General features: G+C 58.1%; 23 protein-coding genes. 10 read left to right on the top strand and 13 right to left on the bottom strand.

Annotated elements, in window-relative coordinates; translation table 11 throughout:
* Positions 1-216: 216 nt before the first annotated feature.
* Together zwf and RRF55_RS08745 are read right to left on the bottom strand one after the other, a co-directional pair.
* Positions 217-1692, bottom strand: coding sequence for a glucose-6-phosphate dehydrogenase (zwf, locus tag RRF55_RS08750; protein WP_002911427.1), 1476 nt, complete (start codon positions 1690-1692; stop codon positions 217-219).
* Between the two features lie 10 nt (positions 1693-1702).
* Positions 1703-1852 carry a hypothetical protein gene (locus RRF55_RS08745; RefSeq protein WP_004145554.1) on the bottom strand — a complete coding sequence of 50 codons (150 nt, stop codon included), beginning with the start codon at positions 1850-1852 and terminating at the stop codon, positions 1703-1705.
* Between the two features lie 159 nt (positions 1853-2011).
* Here RRF55_RS08745 and RRF55_RS08740 point away from each other — a divergent pair, with 159 nt between their 5' ends.
* Positions 2012-2917, top strand: coding sequence for a MurR/RpiR family transcriptional regulator (locus tag RRF55_RS08740; protein WP_004145555.1), 906 nt, complete (start codon positions 2012-2014; stop codon positions 2915-2917).
* Between the two features lie 125 nt (positions 2918-3042).
* Positions 3043-4485: a pyruvate kinase gene (gene pyk / locus RRF55_RS08735; protein ID WP_002911440.1), complete on the top strand. Its 1443-nt coding sequence runs from the start codon at positions 3043-3045 to the stop codon at positions 4483-4485.
* A 40-nt stretch (positions 4486-4525) separates the two neighbouring features.
* Here the strand turns inward: pyk and lpxM are convergent, their stop codons facing one another.
* From lpxM to znuA, 3 genes are all read right to left on the bottom strand, one after another.
* On the bottom strand, positions 4526-5500 hold the full coding sequence (gene lpxM, locus RRF55_RS08730; protein ID WP_002911442.1) for a lauroyl-Kdo(2)-lipid IV(A) myristoyltransferase: 975 nt from the start codon (positions 5498-5500) through the stop codon (positions 4526-4528).
* A 117-nt stretch (positions 5501-5617) separates the two neighbouring features.
* Positions 5618-6937, bottom strand: a complete 1320-nt coding sequence (gene mepM / locus RRF55_RS08725; protein WP_002911444.1) for a murein DD-endopeptidase MepM — start codon at positions 6935-6937, stop codon at positions 5618-5620.
* A gap of 15 nt (positions 6938-6952) precedes the next feature.
* Entirely contained in the window at positions 6953-7897 is a 945-nt protein-coding gene (gene znuA, locus RRF55_RS08720; RefSeq protein ID WP_004180437.1) for a zinc ABC transporter substrate-binding protein ZnuA, read from the bottom strand.
* A 111-nt stretch (positions 7898-8008) separates the two neighbouring features.
* Here znuA and znuC point away from each other — a divergent pair, with 111 nt between their 5' ends.
* Both znuC and znuB read left to right on the top strand, forming a co-directional pair.
* On the top strand, positions 8009-8728 hold the full coding sequence (gene znuC, locus RRF55_RS08715) for a zinc ABC transporter ATP-binding protein ZnuC (protein WP_004197828.1): 720 nt from the start codon (positions 8009-8011) through the stop codon (positions 8726-8728).
* Positions 8728-9513: a zinc ABC transporter permease subunit ZnuB gene (gene znuB, locus RRF55_RS08710; RefSeq protein WP_002911451.1), complete on the top strand. Its 786-nt coding sequence runs from the start codon at positions 8728-8730 to the stop codon at positions 9511-9513. Before znuC ends, znuB begins: the two co-directional genes overlap by 1 nt.
* A gap of 63 nt (positions 9514-9576) precedes the next feature.
* On the opposite strand, the gene ruvB is transcribed toward znuB, so the two are convergent.
* From ruvB to aspS, 6 genes are all read right to left on the bottom strand, one after another.
* Positions 9577-10587: a Holliday junction branch migration DNA helicase RuvB gene (gene ruvB, locus RRF55_RS08705; protein WP_004148860.1), complete on the bottom strand. Its 1011-nt coding sequence runs from the start codon at positions 10585-10587 to the stop codon at positions 9577-9579.
* Between the two features lie 8 nt (positions 10588-10595).
* Positions 10596-11207 (bottom strand): Holliday junction branch migration protein RuvA, encoded by a 612-nt coding sequence (gene ruvA / locus RRF55_RS08700; RefSeq protein ID WP_002911454.1) that lies wholly within the window; start codon positions 11205-11207, stop codon positions 10596-10598.
* A 79-nt stretch (positions 11208-11286) separates the two neighbouring features.
* The gene (gene ruvC / locus RRF55_RS08695; RefSeq protein WP_021467157.1) at positions 11287-11808 is read right to left on the bottom strand and encodes a crossover junction endodeoxyribonuclease RuvC; all 522 of its coding nucleotides are present in this window, start codon (positions 11806-11808) and stop codon (positions 11287-11289) included.
* Between the two features lie 34 nt (positions 11809-11842).
* Positions 11843-12583, bottom strand: coding sequence for a YebC/PmpR family DNA-binding transcriptional regulator (locus tag RRF55_RS08690; RefSeq protein ID WP_002911459.1), 741 nt, complete (start codon positions 12581-12583; stop codon positions 11843-11845).
* Positions 12584-12610: 27 nt separating this feature from the next.
* Positions 12611-13054: a dihydroneopterin triphosphate diphosphatase gene (gene nudB / locus RRF55_RS08685; RefSeq protein ID WP_002911477.1), complete on the bottom strand. Its 444-nt coding sequence runs from the start codon at positions 13052-13054 to the stop codon at positions 12611-12613.
* Position 13055: 1 nt separating this feature from the next.
* Positions 13056-14843: an aspartate--tRNA ligase gene (gene aspS / locus RRF55_RS08680; RefSeq protein ID WP_002911479.1), complete on the bottom strand. Its 1788-nt coding sequence runs from the start codon at positions 14841-14843 to the stop codon at positions 13056-13058.
* A 267-nt stretch (positions 14844-15110) separates the two neighbouring features.
* Between aspS and RRF55_RS08675 the strand changes: the two genes are divergently transcribed.
* From RRF55_RS08675 to cmoB, 5 genes are read left to right on the top strand one after another with little or no spacing between them, the layout of a single operon-like run.
* Positions 15111-15677, top strand: a complete 567-nt coding sequence (locus RRF55_RS08675; protein ID WP_004145564.1) for a hydrolase — start codon at positions 15111-15113, stop codon at positions 15675-15677.
* The gene (locus RRF55_RS08670) at positions 15674-16492 is read left to right on the top strand and encodes a DUF72 domain-containing protein (protein ID WP_002911483.1); all 819 of its coding nucleotides are present in this window, start codon (positions 15674-15676) and stop codon (positions 16490-16492) included. Before RRF55_RS08675 ends, RRF55_RS08670 begins: the two co-directional genes overlap by 4 nt.
* A gap of 52 nt (positions 16493-16544) precedes the next feature.
* On the top strand, positions 16545-16940 hold the full coding sequence (locus RRF55_RS08665) for an MAPEG family protein (RefSeq protein ID WP_002911484.1): 396 nt from the start codon (positions 16545-16547) through the stop codon (positions 16938-16940).
* 39 nt (positions 16941-16979) lie between these two features.
* A complete protein-coding gene (cmoA, locus tag RRF55_RS08660) occupies positions 16980-17723 on the top strand; it encodes a carboxy-S-adenosyl-L-methionine synthase CmoA (protein ID WP_002911486.1) in 744 nt (247 codons plus the stop codon).
* Positions 17720-18724, top strand: coding sequence for a tRNA 5-methoxyuridine(34)/uridine 5-oxyacetic acid(34) synthase CmoB (cmoB, locus tag RRF55_RS08655; protein ID WP_004151451.1), 1005 nt, complete (start codon positions 17720-17722; stop codon positions 18722-18724). Before cmoA ends, cmoB begins: the two co-directional genes overlap by 4 nt.
* Positions 18725-18805: 81 nt before the next feature.
* Here cmoB and cutC read toward each other — a convergent pair whose 3' ends face one another.
* On the bottom strand, positions 18806-19549 hold the full coding sequence (gene cutC, locus RRF55_RS08650) for a copper homeostasis protein CutC (RefSeq protein WP_064153315.1): 744 nt from the start codon (positions 19547-19549) through the stop codon (positions 18806-18808).
* Between the two features lie 76 nt (positions 19550-19625).
* A complete protein-coding gene (locus RRF55_RS08645; RefSeq protein WP_002911491.1) occupies positions 19626-20195 on the bottom strand; it encodes a VOC family protein in 570 nt (189 codons plus the stop codon).
* Between the two features lie 235 nt (positions 20196-20430).
* Here RRF55_RS08645 and argS point away from each other — a divergent pair, with 235 nt between their 5' ends.
* The gene (gene argS, locus RRF55_RS08640; protein ID WP_004151452.1) at positions 20431-22164 is read left to right on the top strand and encodes an arginine--tRNA ligase; all 1734 of its coding nucleotides are present in this window, start codon (positions 20431-20433) and stop codon (positions 22162-22164) included.
* The last annotated feature ends 9 nt before the right edge of the window (positions 22165-22173 follow it).

Here is a 22173-nt window from a genome sequence, read left to right as displayed (position 1 = left end):
TCCTCAAATTTTTATCTGTCCGGCCGCTGCGTGATGACGTGTTGACGTGGTAAAGGCCACAAACACCAGCGCTCAGGGGCAAAATGTCTGCAGGCAGTGTAATAAAAAAAGCCCCGTGGGTGAATCCTCACGGGGCTTAAAAGATTAAAAAGCGTGCGACTTTCTGCGTCAGATCATGTTACCGGTAAAATAACCCTGACGGATTAGCCTCCAGCCTTACTCGAACTCGTTCCATGAACGACCGTCGCGAGTGATCATGGCCACCGACGCAACCGGTCCCCAGGTCCCGGCCTGATACGGTTTCGGCGCATCGCGGTCGGCTGCCCAGGCTTCGGTAATGGAGTCAACCCATTTCCACGCCTCTTCTACTTCGTCACGGCGAACGAACAGCGCCTGGATGCCACGCATGGTCTCCAGCAGCAGACGTTCATAGGCATCGGCCAGGTGCGTCTGGTTGAAGGTTTCGGAGTAGCTCAGATCCAGTTTAGTGATCTGCAGGTTATGTTTATGATCGAGGCCCGGCACTTTGTTCAGTACCTGGATATCTACCCCTTCGTCCGGCTGCAGGCGAATGGTCAGCTTGTTCTGCGGCAGCTCCTGCCAGGTCTCTTTAAACAGATTCAGTTCCGGGGTTTTGAAGTAAACCACTACCTCTGAGCATTTGGTCGGCAGACGTTTGCCGGTGCGCAGATAGAACGGTACGCCAGCCCAGCGCCAGTTATCGATATCGACGCGGATCGCCACGAAGGTTTCGGTGTTGCTGGTCTTGTTGGCCCCCTCCTCTTCGAGATAGCCAGGCACTTTTTTGCCCTGGGCAAAGCCGGCGGTATACTGGCCGCGAACGGTTTTCTCGCGCACGTTGGAGCGGTCAATACGGCGCAGGGATTTCAGCACCTTGACCTTTTCATCACGGATGCTGTCGGCGCTGAGATCGGACGGCGGCGACATGGCAATCATGCACAGGATCTGCAGCAGGTGGTTCTGGATCATGTCGCGCATCTGCCCGGCCTGGTCGAAGTAACCCCAGCGCCCTTCAATACCCACCTCTTCCGCGACGGTGATTTCGACGTGATCGATGGTGCGGCAGTCCCAGTTATTGACGAACAGGGAGTTGGCGAAGCGCAGCGCCAGCAGGTTGAGGACCGTCTCTTTACCGAGATAGTGGTCGATACGGTAGACCTGACACTCTTCAAAAAACTCGCCGACCTGGTCGTTGATTTCACGGGAGGTTTCCAGCGAGGTGCCGAGCGGTTTTTCCATGACCACGCGCGCAGGCTTGGCATTAAGCTTCGCTTCGCCCAGCCCTTTACAGATCGCGCCAAAGGTGCTCGGCGGCATAGCGAAATAGTTGATGGTGACACGGTTCTTTTGATCCAGCATCTCACCCAGGCGGGTGAAGCCGCTGGTGTCATTGACGTCAAGATTACAGAACTCCAGGCGTCCGCTCAGGGTATCCCACAAACCTTCATCAATTTTTTCCTTCATGAAGGTTTCCAGCGCTTCGCGCACGACTTTGGTATAAGCCGCTTTATCCCAGTCGGCACGGCCGACGCCAATGATTCTGGTGTCAGCGTGGATCTGGCCCGCCTTTTCAAGCTGATACAGGGAAGGCAACAATTTACGCCGCGCCAGGTCGCCCTTCGCGCCGAAAATGACCAGGTCGCATGCCTGGGCCGTTTGCGTTACCGCCATGTCATTCTCCTCAGTTGATAGTCTGGTGCTTTTGCCAGGCTATATTTGTAATTTTCTTACACTGCACTGTACTGTGTTTACGTATTTCCCGAAAGCCTTCCCCTTCGTTTGCGGCGGTAAAACCGCACAGGGTGAAAACATTCGGCGATGATTTGGGCATTCGGCCGTTATTGTTCGTTGTTTGTACCTGGTTCAGGTCAGTAAAATACGACCCTGATCATGTAATGAAAAAAAACAACATCATTTCACGTCATTCCTCACCGCTTGCGCTTGCGGAGGGGTATATTCTTGCTAAAACGCCCAATGATTTCACCCATTAATGAAATCGTTTCCATTGATGAGCGCCCTGTTACTAATGAACATGCTGGAAAAAATCCAGTCCCGACTGGAACACCTTAGCAAATCTGAACGCAAAGTGGCGGAAGTGATCCTCGCCACCCCCGAGCAGGCCATTCATTCGAGCATCGCCGCCCTCGCCCTTGAGGCCGGGGTTAGCGAACCGACCGTCAATCGCTTCTGCCGTAGTCTCGAAACCCGCGGATTCCCTGACTTCAAACTGCATCTGGCCCAGAGCCTTGCGCACGGCACGCTCTATGTTAACCGGAATGTCGATGAAGACGACAGCGTTGAGTCATACACGGGAAAAATATTCGAATCGGCCATGGCGAGTTTAGATCAGGTGCACCATTCTCTCGACATGTCGGCGGTAAATCGCGCGGTGGATCTGCTGACTCAGGCCAAAAAAATCGCCTTTTTCGGCCTCGGCTCCTCAGCGGCGGTCGCTCACGACGCGATGAACAAATTTTTCCGCTTTAACGTGCCGGTCATCTATTCCGACGACATTGTCCTGCAACGGATGAGCTGTATGAATTGCGATGACGATGATGTGGTGGTGATTATCTCGCATACCGGAAGAACCAAGAGCCTGGTGGAGCTGGCGCAGCTGGCTCGTGAAAACGATGCCATGGTGATCGCGCTCACCTCCGCCGGTACGCCGCTAGCCAGGGAAGCCACGCTCGCCATTACCCTTGATGTGCCGGAAGATACCGACATCTATATGCCGATGGTCTCCCGTTTGGCCCAGTTGACCGTCATTGACGTGTTGGCGACTGGCTTTACCTTGCGTCGGGGGGCAAAATTCAGAGATAACTTGAAGAGGGTCAAGGAAGCGCTGAAGGAATCGCGTTTTGATAAAGAACCATTCGTACCCAGTGATAATCAATAAAAGTTGATAACAAGCAGTACCCCATTACACCTTCGATAACGATCCGGCTGTGCGACGTTGCAGGCTGGCGCTACCGAATCCATGTTCACGCAACACCAAAGTTGTATCAGTCAACGGAGTATTACATGTCCAGAAGGCTTCGCAGAACCAAAATCGTTACTACCTTAGGCCCGGCAACTGACCGCGATAACAACCTGGAAAAGGTTATCGCCGCGGGCGCAAACGTAGTACGTATGAACTTCTCTCACGGCACCCCGGAAGATCATCAGCTCCGTGCCGACAAAGTGCGTGAGATTGCGGCAAAACTGGGCCGTCATGTGGCCATCCTCGGCGACCTCCAGGGACCAAAAATTCGCGTATCGACCTTCAAAGAAGGCAAAATTTTCCTCAACGTCGGCGATAAATTCCTGCTCGACGCAAACCTTGGCAAAGGCGAAGGCGACAAAGAGAAAGTCGGGATCGACTATAAAGGCCTGCCGGCGGACGTCGTGCCGGGCGATATCTTATTGCTCGACGATGGTCGCGTGCAGCTGAAAGTCCTCGAAGTTCAGGGGATGAAAGTGTTCACTGAAGTGACCGTCGGCGGCCCGTTGTCCAACAACAAAGGGATCAACAAGCTGGGCGGCGGCCTGTCTGCCGAAGCGCTGACCGACAAAGATAAAGCTGATATCGTCACCGCCGCTAAAATCGGCGTCGACTACCTGGCCGTCTCTTTCCCGCGCTGCGGCGAAGACCTGAACTACGCCCGTCGCCTGGCGCGCGATGCCGGCTGCGATGCGAAAATCGTCGCCAAAGTTGAGCGTGCCGAAGCGGTTTGCGATCAGGATGCGATGGACGACGTGATCCTCGCCTCCGATGTGGTAATGGTTGCCCGTGGCGACCTCGGCGTCGAGATCGGCGATCCTGAGCTGGTGGGCATCCAGAAAGCGCTGATCCGTCGTGCCCGTCAGCTGAACCGTTCCGTCATCACCGCCACCCAGATGATGGAGTCGATGATCACCAACCCGATGCCGACTCGCGCGGAAGTGATGGACGTGGCCAACGCCGTGCTGGATGGTACCGATGCGGTGATGCTCTCCGCGGAGACCGCTGCCGGTCAGTATCCTTCGGAAACCGTGGCCGCGATGGCGCGCGTGTGTCTGGGCGCGGAAAAAATCCCTAGCCTCAACGTCTCCAAACACCGTCTGGACGTCCAGTTCGACAACGTGGAAGAAGCGATTGCCATGTCGGCGATGTATGCCGCCAACCACCTGAAAGGCATTACCGCCATCATCACCATGACCGAATCGGGCCGTACCGCGCTGATGACTTCGCGCATTAGCTCCGGTCTGCCGATTTTCGCCCTCTCCCGCCACGAGCGCACCCTGAACCTGACCGCCCTCTACCGCGGGGTGACGCCGGTGTTCTTCGACAGCCAGAATGACGGGGTGGCCGCCGCGCACGACGCCGTCAATCTGCTGCGGGACAAAGGCTATCTGGTCTCCGGCGACCTCGTGGTCGTGACCCAGGGTGACGTGATGAGCACCATCGGCAGCACCAACACCACCCGTATCCTCACCGTCGAGTAAGCACGGTAGAGATAAAAAAGCCTCCTGACGGAGGCTTTTTTTATTTCTTTTTCGGGAACAGCTCTTTGCGTTTATAGGGCTCGATTTCACCCGGCTTGCGCGTTTTCAGCAGCTTCAGGATCCAGGTATACTGCTCGGTGTGCGGCTTAACAAACACTTCCACTTCTTCGTTCATCCGCCGGGCGATGGTCGTATCGTCAGCGTCCAGCAGATCGTCCATCGGCGGGCGCACCAGCACCGTCAGGCGGTGCGTCTTGCTATCGTAGACCGGGAACAGCGGTACGACGCGGGCGCGGCACACTTTCATTAAGCGGCCAATCGCCGGCAGCGTGGCCTTGTAGGTAGCAAAGAAATCCACAAACTCGCTGTGTTCGGCGCCGTGATCCTGATCGGGCAGATAGTAGCCCCAGTAGCCCTGACGCACCGACTGAATAAACGGTTTGATCCCATCGTTGCGCGCGTGCATACGCCCGCCAAAACGACGACGCACGGTATTCCACACGTAATCGAACACCGGGTTACCCTGGTTATGGAACATCGCCGCCATCTTCTGCCCGCCGGAGGCCATCAGCATCGCCGGGATATCCACACCCCATGCATGCGGAACGAGAAAAATCACCTTCTCATTATTGCGCTGCATCTCGTCGATGATCGCTTTCCCCTGCCAGTCAACGCGGGCAAGGATTTTCTGCGGATCGCGCAGGCCCAGCTCGGCCATCATCACCATCGCCTGCGGCGCCGAGGCATACATGGCGTCGATAATAGCTTCCCGCTCGTACTCGCTTTTTTCCGGGAAGCAGTACAGCAAATTAATCTGCGCCCGGCGGCGCGAGCTTTTCGCCAGACGCCCTACCAGACGACCGAGTTTGCCGAGGAGCGGATCGCGAAAGGATGGCGGCGTCAGCGCAATACCGGCGAAGGCAAAGACCCCCAGCCAGGCGCCCCAGTAGCGCGGCAGTAAAAAGGATTTTTCAAACTTAGGGATAAACTCAATATTATTTTTTTTCGTTTCCATGCCCAATCCGCAGATCGACTGCTTAATCAAGATAATGGGATAGTGTAGCGAGACGTCGGGTATCCTACAAAAGAAAAAGCCGGCGCCCTGGGGCACCGGCTTTCCACTGACCGGTGGTTAGTCAAACCGCAGCTGCGGAACGACCTCTTTGACCTGCGCCAGATAGTCGGTCCGGTCGGAACCGCTCAGCCCTTCGGTACGCGGCAGCTTAGCCGTCAGCGGGTTGACCGCCTGCTGGTTGATCCACACTTCGTAGTGCAGGTGTGGCCCGGTAGAGCGTCCGGTATTCCCCGACAGCGCAATGCGATCCCCGCGCTTCACTTTCTGCCCCGGCTTCACTAACAGCTTACGCAGGTGCATGTAGCGAGTGGTATAGGTGCGGCCGTGGCGGATCGCGACGTAATACCCGGCAGCGCCGCTGCGTTTGGCCACGACTACTTCACCATCGCCCACCGCCAGCACTGGCGTTCCCTGCGGCATCGCGAAATCGACGCCACGGTGCGGCGCGACGCGGCCGGTGACCGGGTTCAGACGACGCGGATTAAAGTTAGAGGAGACGCGGAACTGACGCGCCGTTGGGAAGCGCATAAAGCCCTTCGCCAGACCCGTGCCGTTGCGGTCGTAGAATTTGCCGTCTTCGGCGCGGATGGCATAGTAATCCTTACCGTCAGAGCGAAGACGCACGCCGAGTAACTGGCTTTGCTCACGTTTGCCGTCGAGCATTTCGCGCGACATCAATACCGAGAATTCGTCGCCTTTCTTCAGCTTACGGAAATCCATCTGCCACTGCATGGCCTTGATCACCGCGTTGATTTCCGTGCTGGTCAGCCCGGCATCACGCGCGCTGGAGACAAAGCTGGCGCCGACGGTGCCCTTCAGCACGCTGTTGACCCAATCGCCTTTCTGCAGCTCGCTGCTCATTTTAAAACCGTTATCCACACGGGTATAGGTGCGGGTCTCGCGGCGGGACATCTCCCAGGTCAGGCTCTGCAGATCGCCGTCGGCGGTCAGGGTCCAGGAGAGCTGCTGGCCAATCTTCAGGTTGCGCAGCTCTTTATCGGCGGAGGAAAGCTGGGCGATATCGCCCATATCGATACCGTACTGGTTCAGAATACTGCTGAGCGTATCGCCGGTCGACACCACATATTCGTGCCCGCCGGCATCGCTATCGGCTTTTTCGTCGAGCTCATCCTGAGGAATGGCTTCTTCTTCCTGCGGGGCCTGATCGATCGGCTCGGAGGCTTCCGGCAGCAGGGAACGGATCTCGCTTTTTTCCAGTTCAATGGTTCTGACGATGGGGGCGGATTCCGGGTGGTAAATGTAGGGTCGCCAGACGGCGACCGCTAAGGTAAGAACGCTAAGCGACCCCAGCATAACGCGATGAGGTCGTGGCAGATTGTTGAATGCCTGAGTGACAGCGCGGGCTATCTGTTGCACGTATTCACTTCCTCGTTAATCTCCTTTCAGGCAGCTCGAATACTGATTCGCCAGTTGGGTGAGGAATTGCGGGTAACTCGTTTTACCCAGCGTAATTCCTGTTCCCAGTGGATCCAGGGTTCCCATGCGCACAGACGTGCCCCGGGCAACAGCTTCGATAACCGCTGGCCTGAACTGTGGCTCAGCAAAAACGCAAGTGGCTTTCTGCTCAACCAGTTGTGTTCTGATTTCGTGTAAACGCTGCGCACCGGGCTGTATTTCAGGGTTGACGGTAAAGTGCCCCAGCGAGGTCAAACCGTAGTGTTTTTCAAAGTAACCGTAGGCGTCATGAAAAACGAAATAGCCCTTCCCTTTCAGCGGTGCCAGCTCATTGCTCACCTGCTTGTCGGTCGCCGCCAGCGCGGTCTCGAACTGCTGCAGGTTGCTGTCGAGTTTGGCTCGACTCTGCGGCATAAGTTCCAATAATTTATCGTGGATTGCAACCGCCGAAAGCCGCGCTATCTCTGGGGATAACCACAGATGCATATTGTAAATACCGTGATGGTGATCGCCGTCACCTTTTTCTGCTGCGCCATGGTCATGACCATGGTGATCGTCATCGTCGTCCGCCCCGGTGATGAGCAGCGGTTTGACCCCATCCAGCTCGGCAATCGTCACCTTTTTATTCGCCGCAATGCTTTGCGTCGACTTATCCATAAAGGCTTCCATTTCCGGACCAATCCACACCACTAAGTCTGCGTTCTGTAAGCGTTTTACATCAGAAGGACGGAGGGAATAATCATGCTCGGAGGCGCCATCGGGCAGCAGCACCTGGGTCTCGGTCACCCCATCGGCGATGGCCGCCGCAATAAAGCCCAGCGGTTTCATAGAAGTCACCACGGCGGCGCTGGCCAGCGGTACCTGCGCGAACAAAAAAACAGCGCCAAGTCCAGCGCAAAGAAGCGTATTTTTATGTAACATAATGCGTCTAGTCATCGAAATAAGTGAGTGTGATGTGATATTATAACATTCACTAGCTTGTGCAACCCCTAAATTACTATGACAAACCTTGTAACGCTGGAAAATGTCTCGGTGGCCTTTGGCCAACGCCGCGTGTTGTCTGACATCTCGCTGGCTCTCACGCCAGGCAAAATCTTAACCCTGCTGGGCCCCAACGGCGCCGGCAAATCGACCCTTGTGCGGGTGGTTCTCGGGCTGGTAGCACCGACAGAGGGTGTTATCAAGCGTGACGCACGCCTGCGCATCGGCTATGTGCCGCAGAAACTGCATCTGGACGCCACGCTGCCGCTGACCGTTAGCCGCTTCCTGCGTTTGCGCCCGGGCACCCGTAAAGACGACATCCTGCCGGCGCTGAAGCGCGTGCAGGCGGGGCATCTGATCGATGCGCCGATGCAAAAGCTCTCCGGCGGCGAAACGCAGCGCGTACTGCTGGCCCGCGCCCTGCTCAACCGTCCGCAGCTGCTGGTGCTGGATGAACCGACCCAGGGTGTTGACGTCAACGGCCAGGTGGCGCTCTACGATCTTATCAACCAGCTGCGCCATGAACTGGACTGCGCGGTGCTAATGGTATCCCACGATCTGCATCTGGTGATGGCCAAAACCGACGAAGTTTTGTGCCTGAACCAGCATATCTGCTGCTCTGGCGCACCGGAGGTGGTCTCCATGCACCCGGAGTTTATCTCCATGTTCGGCCCGCGCGGCGCGGAACAGCTGGGGATATACCGCCACCACCATAATCACCGCCACGACCTTCAGGGGCGAATTGTACTGCGTCGGGGAAACAGCCGCTAATGATTGAACTTCTGTTACCTGGCTGGCTTGCCGGGATGATGCTGGCCTGCGCCGCTGGTCCGCTGGGCTCCTTTGTGGTCTGGCGCCGCATGTCTTATTTCGGCGACACGCTGGCGCATGCGTCTCTGCTCGGCGTCGCTTTCGGTTTATTGCTTAACGTCAATCCGTTCTATGCGGTGATCGCCGTGACCCTGCTGCTGGCCGGCGGGCTGGTGTGGCTGGAAAAACGACCGCATCTGGCGATCGATACCCTGCTGGGCATCATGGCGCACAGCGCGCTGTCCCTGGGGCTGGTAGTGGTCAGTCTGATGTCTAACGTCCGCGTCGATCTGATGGCGTACCTGTTCGGCGATCTGCTGGCGGTTACGCCGCAGGACCTGATCGCCATTGCCACTGGCGTGGTGATTGTGATTGGCATTCTACTCTGGCAGTGGCGAAATCTGCTGGCGATGACCATCAGTCCGGACCTGGCGTTTGTCGACGGCGTGAAGCTGCAGCGGGTCAAGCTGCTGTTGATGCTGGTCACCGCCCTGACTATCGGCGTGGCGATGAAGTTCGTCGGGGCGCTGATCATTACTTCCCTGCTGATTATACCTGCCGCCACCGCCCGCCGTTTTGCCCGTACGCCGGAGCAGATGGCCGCCGTGGCGGTGGGCGTGGGCATGCTGGCCGTTACCGGCGGGTTAACCTTCTCGGCTTTCTATGATACCCCGGCCGGGCCGTCGGTGGTGCTCTGCGCCGCGGTGCTGTTTATTCTCAGCATGACGAAAAAAGCCGCCAGCTGAAAATGAAAAAGCCCGGTCACGCTGCTGACCGGGCTTCACCATAAACTGCTCAACCGCAACGCGCTACGGCATTTCCGGCGGCGTAATCCCGAAATGATTCCAGGCGCGCACCGTCGCCATTCTTCCCCGCGGCGTACGCTGCAGAAAGCCCTGCTGAATTAAGTAGGGCTCCAGTACATCTTCAATGGTTTCCCGCTCTTCGCCAATCGCGGCGGCGAGGTTATCCAGCCCCACCGGGCCGCCAAAGAACTTATCTATCACCGCCAGCAGCAGCTTACGGTCCATATAGTCGAACCCTTCCGCATCGACGTTAAGCATATCCAGCGCCTGGGCGGCAATATCGGCGGAGATGGTGCCGTCGTGGCGCACTTCCGCAAAGTCACGCACCCGGCGCAGCAGACGGTTGGCAATACGCGGCGTGCCGCGTGAACGGCGGGCTACTTCCAGCGCGCCCTCGTCGCTCATCTCCAGCCCCATATGGCGGGCGCTGCGGCTGACAATATGCTGCAGATCGGGGATCTGATAGAACTCCAGACGCTGCACGATGCCAAAGCGGTCGCGCAGCGGCGAGGTCAACGAACCGGCGCGGGTGGTGGCGCCGATCAGGGTAAACGGCGGCAGATCGATCTTGATGGAACGCGCCGCGGGACCTTCGCCAATCATAATATCCAGCTGGTAGTCTTCCATTGCCGGATAGAGCACCTCTTCCACCACCGGCGAGAGGCGATGGATCTCATCGATAAACAGAACATCGTGCGGTTCGAGGTTGGTGAGCATCGCGGCGAGATCGCCCGCCTTCTCCAGCACCGGGCCGGAGGTGGTACGCAGATTCACCCCCATTTCATTGGCGACGATATTGGCCAGGGTGGTTTTCCCCAACCCTGGCGGGCCAAAAATCAGCAGGTGATCGAGGGCGTCGCCGCGCAGCTTCGCCGCCTGGATAAAGATCTCCATCTGCGAACGCACCTGCGGCTGGCCGACATACTCTGCCAGCAATTTTGGGCGGATGGCGCGGTCAGCGGCCTCTTCAAAGCCGCTGCTGTCTGCCGATACCAGCCGGTCTGCTTCAATCATCCCTTACCTCACAACGCAGCGCGCAGCGCTTCGCGAATTAGCGTTTCACTGTTGGCGTCCGGACGCGCGATCTTGCTGACCATCCGGCTGGCCTCCTGCGGTTTATAGCCCAGCGCGACCAGCGCGGCAACCGCTTCCTGCTCGGCATCGTCCGCCGTTGGGCCTGCCGGCGAGGTCAGCACCAGATCGGCCGCCGGGGTGAACAGGTCGCCGTGCAGCCCTTTGAAGCGGTCTTTCATCTCAACGATCAGACGTTCAGCGGTTTTTTTGCCAATCCCCGGCAGCTTCACCAGCGAGGCGACCTCTTCCCGTTCAACGGCGTTGACGAACTGCTGCGCCGACATGCCGGAGAGGATCGCCAGCGCCAGCTTGGGCCCCACGCCGTTGGTTTTAATCAGCTCTTTAAACAGGGTACGTTCCTGTTTGTTGTTAAACCCATACAGCAGCTGGGCATCTTCACGCACCACAAAGTGGGTGAAGACGATCGCCTCCTGCCCGGCCTCCGGCAGCTCATAGAAGCAGGTCATTGGCATATGCACTTCATAGCCGACGCCCGCCGTTTCCAGCAACACCAGCGGGGGTTGTTTTTCGAGAATGATGCCTCTGAGTCTGCCTATCACGTGGGGCTCCTGCGTTATGGTCTAAGTATCAGGCGGTATCATAAAAAAAGGCTGGATAGATATCCAGCCTGATTTGCGATTATCGTAAGCGCCCCCGCGCCAGATTGAGCCGGGCCTCGCTGATCTGAGCGGCATTCTGGCTGACATGGCAATGGGTGATGGCGATCGCCAGCGCATCCGCCGCATCCGCCTGCGGATTGGCGGGCAGCTTGAGCAAGGTGCGCACCATATGCTGGACCTGGCTCTTTTCGGCGCTGCCAATCCCGACCACGGTCTGCTTGACCTGACGGGCGGCGTATTCAAACACCGGCAGCGCCTGATTGGTCGCTGCGACGATCGCCACCCCACGCGCCTGCCCGAGCTTTAACGCCGAGTCGGCATTCTTGGCCATAAAGACCTGCTCAATGGCGAAATAGTCGGGCTGGAACTGGGTGATGATCTCCGTCACCCCGGCGTAGATCAGCTTCAGCCGCGACGGCAGATCGTCCACTTTGGTGCGGATGCATCCGCTGCCCAGGTAGCTCAGCTGCCGCCCAACCTGGCGGATCACGCCATAACCGGTAACGCGCGACCCCGGGTCAATGCCGAGAATAATAGCCATCACGCGCCTCCGGTTAACCGTGGATGCGGCTGCATCACAGGGTGGCTGCGACCTCGTCGGAGATCTCGCCGTTATGGTACACTTCCTGCACGTCGTCGCAGTCTTCGAGCATATCGATCAGACGCAGCAGCTTCGGCGCCGTCTCGGCATCCATATCCGCTTTGGTGGACGGAATCATTGAGACTTCGGCAGCGTCGGCTTTCAGGCCGGCGGCTTCCAGCGCGTCGCGCACGGCGCCCATCTCTTCCCAGGCGGTGTAGACGTCGATGGCGCCGTCGTCATAGGTCACCACGTCTTCTGCGCCTGCTTCCAGCGCCGCTTCCATGATAGTGTCTTCATCGCCTTTCTCGAAGGAGATAACGCCTTTCTTGCTGAACAGGTAGGAGACGGAACCATCGGTGCCGAGGTTACCCCCGGTTTTGGTGAAGGCGTGACGCACTTCCGCAACGGTACGGTTACGGTTGTCGGACAGACATTCCACCATCACCGCGGTGCCGCCAGGACCGTAGCCTTCATAAATGATGGTTTCCATGTTCGCGTCTTCATCGCCGCCGACGCCGCGCGCGATGGCGCGGTTCAGGGTGTCGCGAGTCATGTTGTTAGACAGCGCTTTATCAACGGCCGCACGCAGACGCGGGTTGGAAGCCGGATCGCCGCCGCCCAGACGCGCGGCGGTGACCAGCTCGCGAATGATTTTCGTAAAGATTTTACCGCGTTTGGCATCCTGTGCCGCTTTGCGGTGTTTGGTGTTGGCCCATTTACTATGACCTGCCATAAAAAACTCTCCAAAAAGCGCGCCCTTTCAGGCGGCGTTAATTACAAATTCTTCAATCGCCTGCCGGTTGCTCCACGACTTGGTCAGCGCAGCGGCTTCCGTCGCGCTGACCCAGCGATAGGCCAGATGTTCGGTGAAAGTAATCTCCCGCTCATGAGGCAGCGCAAGACAGAACCAGAATTCCGTATTGCGCTCTACACCCGGCGCATAGCGATGACGCAAATGAGAAAATATCTCGAACTCCACCGTGCGCTGACAGTCGATTAAGGTCAGTTGCTCGCAGGCAACGTCAATGGCGACCTCTTCCTTTACTTCACGCGCGGCGGCCTGCAGCGCGGTCTCTCCAGCTTCCAGGCTGCCGGTGACCGACTGCCAGAACGCGGGATCGTCGCGCCGCTGCAACATCAGCACCCGTTTCGTATCTTCGGCGTAAATCACCACCAGCACCGAAACGGGCAGCTTAAATGACATATTACTTGTTCTCCAGAGACGCTTTTGCCTCTTTCTCCACAACCTGAATACCCAGTTCACCGAGCGCCGCAGGATTGGCGAAGCTTGGCGCTTCGGTCATCAGGCAGGCGGCCGCGGTGGTTTTCGGGAAAGCGATAACGTCGCGGATGTTATCGGTACCGGTCAGCAGCATGGTCAGACGGTCAAGACCGAAGGCCAGACCCGCATGCGGCGGCGTACCGTACTTCAGCGCATCCAGCAGGAAGCCGAATTTCTCACGCTGTTCCTGTTCGTTAATGCCCAGAATACCAAATACGGTCTGCTGCATCTCGCCGCGGTGGATTCGCACCGAACCGCCGCCGACTTCATAACCGTTAATAACCATATCGTAGGCGTTGGCTACAGCCTCTTCCGGCGCGGCTTTCAGCTCATCCGCGGTCATATCTTTCGGCGAGGTGAACGGATGGTGCATCGCCGTCAGGCCGCCTTCGCCGTCGTCTTCGAACATCGGGAAGTCGATCACCCACAGCGGCGCCCATTTGCTCTCGTCAGTCAGACTCAGGTCTTTACCCAGCTTCAGACGCAGCGCGCCCAGCGCGTCGGCCACTACTTTCTTGTTGTCGGCGCCGAAGAAGATCATGTCTCCATCCTGCGCGCCGGTGCGGTCAAGGATCGCTTCCACGATTTCAGCGGTCAGGAATTTGGCCACCGGGCTGTTGATCCCGTCCATGCCTTTGGCACGCTCGGTCACTTTAATATAGGCCAGCCCTTTCGCGCCGTAGATCTTCACAAAGTTGCCGTATTCGTCAATCAGCTTGCGGGTCAGAGAGGCCCCGCCCGGGACGCGCAGGGCCGCCACGCGCCCTTTCGGATCGTTGGCCGGGCCGGCAAAGACCGCGAATTCCACAGACTTCAGCAGGTCGGCGACGTCCACCAGCTCCATCGGGTTACGCAGATCCGGTTTATCGGAGCCATAGCGACGTTCGGCTTCGGCGAAGGTCATGATCGGGAACTCGCCCAGGTCGACGCCTTTCACTTCCAGCCACAGCTGACGCACCATCGCCTCCATGATCTCACGCACCTGCGGCGCGGTCATAAAGGAGGTTTCCACGTCGATCTGGGTGAATTCAGGCTGACGGTCGGCACGCAGGTCTTCATCGCGGAAACATTTAACGATCTGATAATAGCGATCGAAGCCGGACATCATCAGCAGCTGTTTGAACAGCTGCGGCGACTGCGGCAGCGCGTAGAATTTGCCTTTGTGCACGCGGGAAGGCACGAGGTAATCGCGGGCGCCTTCCGGGGTGGCTTTAGTCAGCATCGGGGTTTCGATGTCGAGGAAGCCATGGTCGTCCATAAAGCGGCGCACAAAGCTGGTAATTTTCGCGCGGGTTTTCAGGCGCTGCGCCATCTCCGGACGACGCAGGTCGAGGTAGCGGTATTTCAGACGCGCTTCTTCGGTGTTGACGTGATTGGAGTCCAGCGGCAGCGATTCTGAGCGGTTAATGATCGTCAGATCGGAAGCCAGCACTTCGATAGCGCCGGTGGCCATGTCCGCGTTGATGTTTTTCTCTTCACGCGCGCGAACGGTGCCAGTGACCTGAATGCAGAACTCATTACGCAGTTCAGAGGCTAACTTCAACGCATCCGCACGATCCGGATCGAAAAACACCTGAACGATGCCTTCGCGGTCGCGCATATCGATAAAAATGAGGCTACCGAGATCGCGACGGCGGTTGACCCAACCACACAGAGTCACCTGCTGCCCAACGTGGGACTGTCGAAGCTGTCCGCAATATTCTGTACGCATGAGATATCCCTTAACTTAGCCGTCGGCGGATTGTCGTCTGCCCTGCAGGCGACGAGGTCGCAGCTTTAGCTGATGTCACAACTGAATGAAAAAAGGCGGCTATTATACTGGAAATTCTGTCGTTCGATAAGTCCGACGCACGATGTACGCTGCTTTGCTGCGCGCTTAACATCCACACTCACATAAATTAACAAAATTTGTTACTCTTTTGCTGAAGCCGCAAAGGTATTGTAGCCGCCTGACAACAGATGAAGATACGGGGATACCATGTTAGAACTCAATGCAAAAAACACGGCGCTGGTGGTAATCGATCTGCAGGAAGGCATTCTGCCTTTCGCCGGCGGCCCGCATCGGGCTGACGAGGTGGTGGCGCGCGCCGCTCGCCTGGCAGACAAGTGCCGGCAACAGGGTTCGCCGGTCATCATGGTCCGCGTGGGCTGGTCGGCCGATTTCGCCGAAGCGCTGAAACAGCCTGTCGACGCTCAGGCCGGGGCGCATACGCTGCCCGAAAACTGGTGGACCTACCCGGCCACGCTGGGTAAGCAGGAGAGCGATATCGAAGTGACCAAACGCCAGTGGGGCGCGTTCTATGGCACCGACCTTGAGCTTCAGCTGCGCCGCCGCGGGATCGACACCATTATTCTCTGCGGCATCTCCACCAACATCGGCGTCGAATCCACCGCCCGCAATGCCTGGGAGCTGGGTTTTAACCTGGTCATCGCCGAAGATGCCTGCAGCGCCGCCTCCGCCGAGCAGCATCAGGGCAGTATGACGCATATTTTCCCGCGCATCGGCCGGGTGCGCAGTACCGAGGAGATCCTCACGGCGCTATGATTTATATTGGGCTTCCCCAGTGGTCGCACCCGAAATGGGTGCGCCTTGGCATCACCAGCCTTGAAGAGTACGCCCGCCACTTTAACTGCGTGGAGGGCAACACCACCCTGTATGCGCTACCAAAGCCGGAGATTGTCGCCCGCTGGTACGAACAGACCCACGATGACTTCCGCTTCTGCTTCAAATTCCCGGCCACCATCTCGCACCAGGCCGCCCTGCGCCATTGCGACGAGTTAAGCAGCGAATTTTTTGCCCGCCTGGCGCCGCTGGCCTCGCGCATCGGCCAGTACTGGCTGCAGCTGCCGGCGACGTTCGGTCCTCGCGATCTCCCCGCGCTATGGCATTTTCTCGACGGACTGCCGAAGGATTTCACCTACGGCGTCGAAGTTCGTCATCCCGAGTTTTTCGCCAAAGGGGAAGCGGAACAGCAGCTCAACCGCGGGCTGCACGAGCGTAACGTCAACCGCGTGATCCTCGACAGCCGCCCGGTCCATAGCGCTGCGGCCACCAGTCCGGCGATGATCGATGCCCAACAAAAGAAACCGAAGGTGCCGGTACATGCGGTGATGACCGCCCGACAGCCAATGGTGCGCTTTATCGGCGGTGACGATATGGCCCATAACCGGGAACTGTTTCGCGTCTGGCTTCAGACCCTGGCGAAGTGGCATCAGTCGGGGACCCCGTGGTTGTTCCTGCATACTCCGGACATTGCCTTCGCCCCGGCGCTGGTGGATACCCTGTGGGGTGACCTGCGCGCTGCCCTGCCGGCGGCAGGAAATGCGCCGTCGATTCCGCAGCAATCTTCTCTTTTCTGATATCCTGCTATCATATCCGGAGCCATCTGCCAGAGTTAAAGGGAGTTTTCGTATGGTCAGCGCGCTGTATGCCGTTTTAGGTGCGTTATTGTTAGTGAAGTTCTCATTTGACGTGGTGCGTCTGCGCACCCAATACCATGTAGGCTACGGTGACGGCGGCTTTAGCGAGCTGCAGGTTGCCATCCGCGTTCACGGCAATGCCGTCGAATATGTGCCGATTGGCCTCATTTTGCTGTTATTTATGGAGATGAACGGCGCTCAGACCTGGATGGTGCACGTTTGCGGCATTTTATTGATTGTCGGGCGACTGATGCACTCCTGGGGTTTTCATCACCGCGTCTACTACTGGCGCCGCTCCGGCATGAGCGCCACCTGGTGCGCGTTGTTGCTAATGGTGCTGGCCAATCTCTGGTATATGCCCTGGGAGTTGGTTTTCTCCCTCCGTTAGCGCACAATACGCCGTTTTCGTTTTTTCGGGTTTAACGTTATGTCTCACCGCGATACGCTTTTTTCCGCGCCGATTGCCAGCCTCGGCGACTGGACCTTTGATGAACGGGTTGCTGAAGTCTTCCCCGATATGATCCAGCGTTCTGTGCCCGGCTACTCCAATATCATCTCGATGATCGGCATGCTGGCCGAGCGCTTCGTTCAGCCCAACACTCAGGTTTACGATCTTGGCTGTTCGCTGGGCGCCGCCACCCTCTCCGTGCGCCGCAATATTAGCCATCCGGGCTGTCGCATTATCGCTATCGATAACTCTCCCGCGATGGTGGAGCGCTGCCGTCGCCATATTGACGCTTATAAAGCGCCGACGCCGGTCGAAGTGATTGAAGGGGATATCCGCGACGTGACCATTGAAAACGCCTCGCTGGTGATCCTGAACTTTACTATTCAGTTCCTTGAGCCGGGCGATCGCCAGGCGATCCTCAACAAAGTCTATCAGGGGCTGAATCCGGGCGGCGCGCTGGTGCTCTCGGAAAAATTCAGCTTCGAAGACGCCCACGTTGGCGAACTGTTGTTCAATATGCATCATGACTTTAAGCGCGCCAACGGCTACAGCGAACTGGAGATCAGCCAGAAACGCAGCATGCTGGAAAATGTGATGCTGACGGACTCCGTCGAAACCCATAAAGCCCGCCTGCGTCAGGCTGGGTTTGAACATGCCGAACTGTGGTTCCAGTGCTTTAACTTTGGCTCGCTGGTGGCTGTTAAAGCCGGGGAGCAGGCATGATCGACTTCAGTAACTTCTATCAGCTGATCGCCAAAAGCCCGCTGTCTCACTGGCTGGAGACGCTGCCTGCCCAGGTAGCCGCCTGGCAGCGCGATGCCCTGCACGGCAAGTTTCGTGAATGGGAGCGCGCCGTAGAATTTCTGCCGGAGTTAACGCCCTGGCGTCTGGATCTTCTGCACAGCGTCACCGCCGAGAGCGAAACGCCGCTCAGCGAAGGCCATCAGCGGCGGATCGAAAATCTGCTTAAAAACCTGATGCCGTGGCGCAAAGGCCCTTATTCGCTGTACGGCATCAATATCGATACCGAATGGCGATCCGACTGGAAATGGGAGCGCGTTCTGCCGCACCTGTCCGATCTCACTGGCCGGACTATCCTCGACGTGGGCTGCGGCAGCGGCTATCACATGTGGCGGATGATCGGCGCCGGCGCACATCTGGCGGTCGGTATCGATCCCACCCAGCTGTTCCTGTGCCAGTTTGAAGCGGTGCGTAAGCTGCTCGGTAACGACCAGCGGGCGCATTTGCTGCCGCTGGGCATCGAGCAGCTGCCGGCGCTGGAGGCCTTCGACACCGTGTTCTCGATGGGGGTGCTCTACCACCGCCGCTCGCCGCTGGACCATCTGTGGCAGCTGAAAGATCAGCTGGCGCCAGGGGGCGAGCTGGTGCTGGAGACGCTGGTGGTTGAAGGAGATGAAAATACGGTGCTGGTACCGGGCGACCGCTATGCGCAAATGCGCAACGTCTATTTTATCCCCTCGGCGGCGGCCCTGAAAATGTGGCTGGAGAAGTGCGGGTTTATTGACGTGCGCATCGTCGACGCCTGCGTCACCTCGACAGAGGAGCAGCGACGCACCGAATGGATGACGACCGAATCGCTGGCCGATTTCCTCGACCCACAGGATCAGCGCAAAACGGTGGAAGGCTATCCGGCGCCATTACGAGCTGTGATCATTGCCACCAAACCGGAAACCCAGCAGTCGCTGGCGAAAAAAGCGAGATAAAAAAAGGCCCCTGTTTAATGGGCAGGGGCCTGGTACGGGCAATCATCATATTGGGCGACATGATGTGCAGCAAAAAACCGTTTAACTTCTCCAGGCGGAGATAATCCTTTTCATCTCCGCCACCGCTGCGCCATTCACGGCGTAGCGTCTGTATTCATCGGCATCGGGATCGGCTGACATCGAAACGCCCGGATGACGAAAGCGCATTTCCGACGGCAACCAGTGGCCAGCCGAGCTATGGACCTCTTTCACCCCCGCCTGCAGAAACAGCGACAGGTTCGCGGCGCGGACTCCCGCACCGGCCATAATGATTGGAGTATCCCCTGCGGCAATAAGTTCCGTAATTAATGAAATACCTTTCTCCGCCGAGGATTGCTGACCGGAAGTCAGGATACGTTTGACCCCCAGCTCACCCAGCGTTTTCCAGGCCTGACGCGGGTCAGCGCACAGATCGAACGCGCGATGAAAGGTCACCGCCAGCGGCCCCGCCGCGGCCATTATTTTTTTCATCCGCGGGATATCGACCTGGCCATCAGCATCCAGCACGCCGGTCACCAGCCCGGGAAAGCCCAGATCCCGCACCATGCGAATATCGTTAAGCATCGCGGCGAACTCTTCCTCGGTGTAGCAGAAATCGCTGCCGCGCGGGCGAACGATCGGATGCACCGGGAGAGTAATCGCCTCGCGGGCCGAGACCAGCACCCCATAAGAGGGGGTTAATCCCCCTTCCTGCGGCGCGGCGCAGAGCTCAATACGATCGGCGCCGCAGCGCTCAGCCTCCCGGGCGCACGCCATGCTGTAGCAACACACTTCCAGTACCGCCATTCCTCTCTCCCTGATCCAGACAACCTTTGCAGCATGTCACAATTTCACGCGGCAGACGCCGCGCGGCTTCACACTGTTACGTATCGGCTTGCTCGCTGGCGACGATTTGTTCAATAGACCACGGATGAAATTTGACCGTCACGCTGCCGTCGGTCACCGCCAGGGTAGGATTCGGCAGGCGCTCATGCTCCCCTTTCGGCGAGCTGGTTTTGACCACGATCCCCGGCTGGCTGAGTCCGTCATCGGCCAGCAGCGCCAGCGCGCGGGCATTTAAGGTTGCCGGATCGCCGGGCAGGACGATTTCGATATGCTCCCAGCCTTCATGGGGATAACGCTTTTCACCCGGCCACGGCAGCTCAACGATATGGAAGCGCCAGTGCGCCACGCAGACCGGCTCCGCCAGTTTGAACAGGCAAATGGGCCGGCCGTTGATCATATTCTCCGACAGCAGGGTGCCGCACTGCTCCAGACCGCGGCGCCAGCGTTCCGCAGTGGTATTCTGATGACAGCGCAGGGAGATATGGTCGGCGTCGAGCCCGGCGATCTCCAGTCCCAGTCGCGCAGTGAAGCGCTGAAGCGCATCGGAAAATCGCGGGAGATCCGCCGTAATATCGGCCAGTTGTTCATTTTGCTGCCAGTTTGCCATGGGTTTGCTCGTCAATAATGCTCGTCAGTAATGAAAAGGTAATTTACCGTGTTTCGGCCTGCGGACCAACCGCCGCCCCGCTGATGGGCAACTGACCGGCGATGGATTGCGCACGCCGGCGCGCCGCGCGCAATGCTGACGGACGGGGACAAATGCAGTATACTCCCGCCCTAATTTGTCCACATTATGGCGCCGCCTCCCTCGGGGGCAGGCGCATTACACGTAAGGTATTCCGGTGAATATTCAGGCTCTTCTCTCAGAAAAAGTCAGCCAGGCCCTGATCGCGGCAGGCGCGCCTGCCGATTGCGAACCCCAGGTCCGCCAGTCAGCAAAAGTTCAGTTCGGCGACTATCAGGCCAACGGCGTGATGGCTGTCGCCAAAAAGCTGGGTATGGCGCCGCGACAACTTGCAGAGCAGGTACTGTCTCATCTTGACCTCAACGGCATTGCCAACAAGGTTGAAATCGCCGGGCCGGGCTTTATCAATATTTTCCTCGACCCCGCGTTTCTGGCGGACAACGTCAACCGCGCGCTGCAGTCTGAGCGCCTGGGCGTCACGAAACCGCAGGCGCAGACTATCGTCGTCGACTACTCGGCACCCAACGTAGCGAAAGAGATGCACGTCGGCCATCTGCGTTCGACCATCATTGGCGATGCTTCAGTCCGTACCCTGGAGTTCCTGGGTCATAAGGTGATCCGCGCCAACCACGTCGGCGACTGGGGCACCCAGTTCGGGATGCTGATCGCGTATCTGGAAAAACAGCAGCAGGAAAACGCCGGCGAGATGGCCCTGGCCGACCTCGAAGGTTTCTATCGCGAAGCGAAAAAGCACTATGACGAAGACGAAGCCTTCGCCGAGCGCGCGCGCAGCTACGTGGTTAAGCTGCAGGGCGGTGATGAGTATTTCCTACAGATGTGGCGTAAGCTGGTCGACATCACCATGTCGCAAAACCAGATCACCTACGATCGCCTGAATGTGACCCTGACCCGCGATGACGTGATGGGTGAGAGCCTGTACAACCCGATGCTGCCGGGGATCGTCGCCGATCTGAAAGCCAAAGGGCTGGCGGTTGAGAGCGAAGGCGCTACCGTGGTCTTCCTTGATGAGTACAAAAACAAGGAAGGCGAACCGATGGGCGTCATCATCCAGAAAAAGGATGGCGGCTATCTCTATACCACCACCGATATCGCCTGTGCGAAGTATCGCTATGAAACGCTGCACGCCGACCGCGTGCTCTACTACATCGACTCTCGTCAGCACCAGCACCTGATGCAGGCGTGGACCATCGTGCGCAAGGCAGGCTACGTGCCGGACTCCGTGCCGCTGGAGCACCATATGTTCGGTATGATGCTTGGGAAAGACGGCAAGCCGTTTAAAACCCGCGCCGGCGGTACCGTGAAGCTGGCGGATCTGCTGGACGAAGCGCTGGAGCGCGCCCGTCGCCTGGTGGCCGAGAAGAACCCGGATATGTCGGCTGACGAGCTGGAAAATCTGGCGAAAGTGGTGGGTATCGGCGCGGTTAAATATGCCGACCTGTCGAAAAACCGCACCACCGACTACGTCTTCGACTGGGATAATATGCTGGCGTTCGAAGGCAACACCGCGCCGTATATGCAGTATGCCTATACCCGCGTGCTCTCCGTGTTCCGCAAAGCCGGCATCGACGAAAACGCGATGATCGACGCGCCGGTGGTCATCGCCGAAGATCGCGAAGCTCAGCTGGCCGCGCGCCTGCTGCAGTTTGAAGAGACCCTCTCCGTGGTCGCTCGCGAAGGGACGCCGCACGTGATGTGCGCCTACCTCTACGATCTGGCGGGCCTGTTCTCCGGCTTCTACGAGCACTGCCCGATCCTCAGCGCGGAAAGCGAAGAGACCCGCAACAGCCGTCTGAAGCTGGCGCTGCTCACGGCGAAAACCCTCAAGCTGGGTCTCGATACCCTCGGTATCGAAACCGTCGAGCGTATGTAACAAGCAACC

The sequence above is a fragment of the Klebsiella sp. K47 genome, assembly GCF_051858335.1.
In the GTDB taxonomy this organism is placed as follows: domain Bacteria; phylum Pseudomonadota; class Gammaproteobacteria; order Enterobacterales; family Enterobacteriaceae; genus Klebsiella; species Klebsiella pneumoniae.
Note: the sequence above shows the minus strand (reverse complement) of the source record. Positions and strands in the feature narration are given on the sequence as shown.

Bases quoted from the DNA above. Each gene is read 5' to 3' on its own strand.
- RRF55_RS08745 (WP_004145554.1), bottom strand. From the start codon at position 1,852: ATGCCCAAATCATCGCCGAATGTTTTCACCCTGTGCGGTTTTACCGCC.
- RRF55_RS08670 (WP_002911483.1), top strand. From the start codon at position 15,674: ATGATTTATATTGGGCTTCCCCAGTGGTCGCACCCGAAATGGGTGCGC.
- RRF55_RS08675 (WP_004145564.1), top strand. From the start codon at position 15,111: ATGTTAGAACTCAATGCAAAAAACACGGCGCTGGTGGTAATCGATCTG.
- ruvC (WP_021467157.1), bottom strand. From the start codon at position 11,808: ATGGCTATTATTCTCGGCATTGACCCGGGGTCGCGCGTTACCGGTTAT.
- RRF55_RS08740 (WP_004145555.1), top strand. From the start codon at position 2,012: ATGAAATCGTTTCCATTGATGAGCGCCCTGTTACTAATGAACATGCTG.
- RRF55_RS08665 (WP_002911484.1), top strand. From the start codon at position 16,545: ATGGTCAGCGCGCTGTATGCCGTTTTAGGTGCGTTATTGTTAGTGAAG.
- RRF55_RS08690 (WP_002911459.1), bottom strand. From the start codon at position 12,583: ATGGCAGGTCATAGTAAATGGGCCAACACCAAACACCGCAAAGCGGCA.
- RRF55_RS08645 (WP_002911491.1), bottom strand. From the start codon at position 20,195: ATGGCAAACTGGCAGCAAAATGAACAACTGGCCGATATTACGGCGGAT.
- zwf (WP_002911427.1), bottom strand. From the start codon at position 1,692: ATGGCGGTAACGCAAACGGCCCAGGCATGCGACCTGGTCATTTTCGGC.
- cmoB (WP_004151451.1), top strand. From the start codon at position 17,720: ATGATCGACTTCAGTAACTTCTATCAGCTGATCGCCAAAAGCCCGCTG.
- aspS (WP_002911479.1), bottom strand. From the start codon at position 14,843: ATGCGTACAGAATATTGCGGACAGCTTCGACAGTCCCACGTTGGGCAG.
- nudB (WP_002911477.1), bottom strand. From the start codon at position 13,054: ATGTCATTTAAGCTGCCCGTTTCGGTGCTGGTGGTGATTTACGCCGAA.
- cutC (WP_064153315.1), bottom strand. From the start codon at position 19,549: ATGGCGGTACTGGAAGTGTGTTGCTACAGCATGGCGTGCGCCCGGGAG.
- lpxM (WP_002911442.1), bottom strand. From the start codon at position 5,500: ATGGAAACGAAAAAAAATAATATTGAGTTTATCCCTAAGTTTGAAAAA.
- pyk (WP_002911440.1), top strand. From the start codon at position 3,043: ATGTCCAGAAGGCTTCGCAGAACCAAAATCGTTACTACCTTAGGCCCG.
- znuA (WP_004180437.1), bottom strand. From the start codon at position 7,897: ATGTTACATAAAAATACGCTTCTTTGCGCTGGACTTGGCGCTGTTTTT.
- ruvB (WP_004148860.1), bottom strand. From the start codon at position 10,587: ATGATTGAAGCAGACCGGCTGGTATCGGCAGACAGCAGCGGCTTTGAA.
- cmoA (WP_002911486.1), top strand. From the start codon at position 16,980: ATGTCTCACCGCGATACGCTTTTTTCCGCGCCGATTGCCAGCCTCGGC.
- znuB (WP_002911451.1), top strand. From the start codon at position 8,728: ATGATTGAACTTCTGTTACCTGGCTGGCTTGCCGGGATGATGCTGGCC.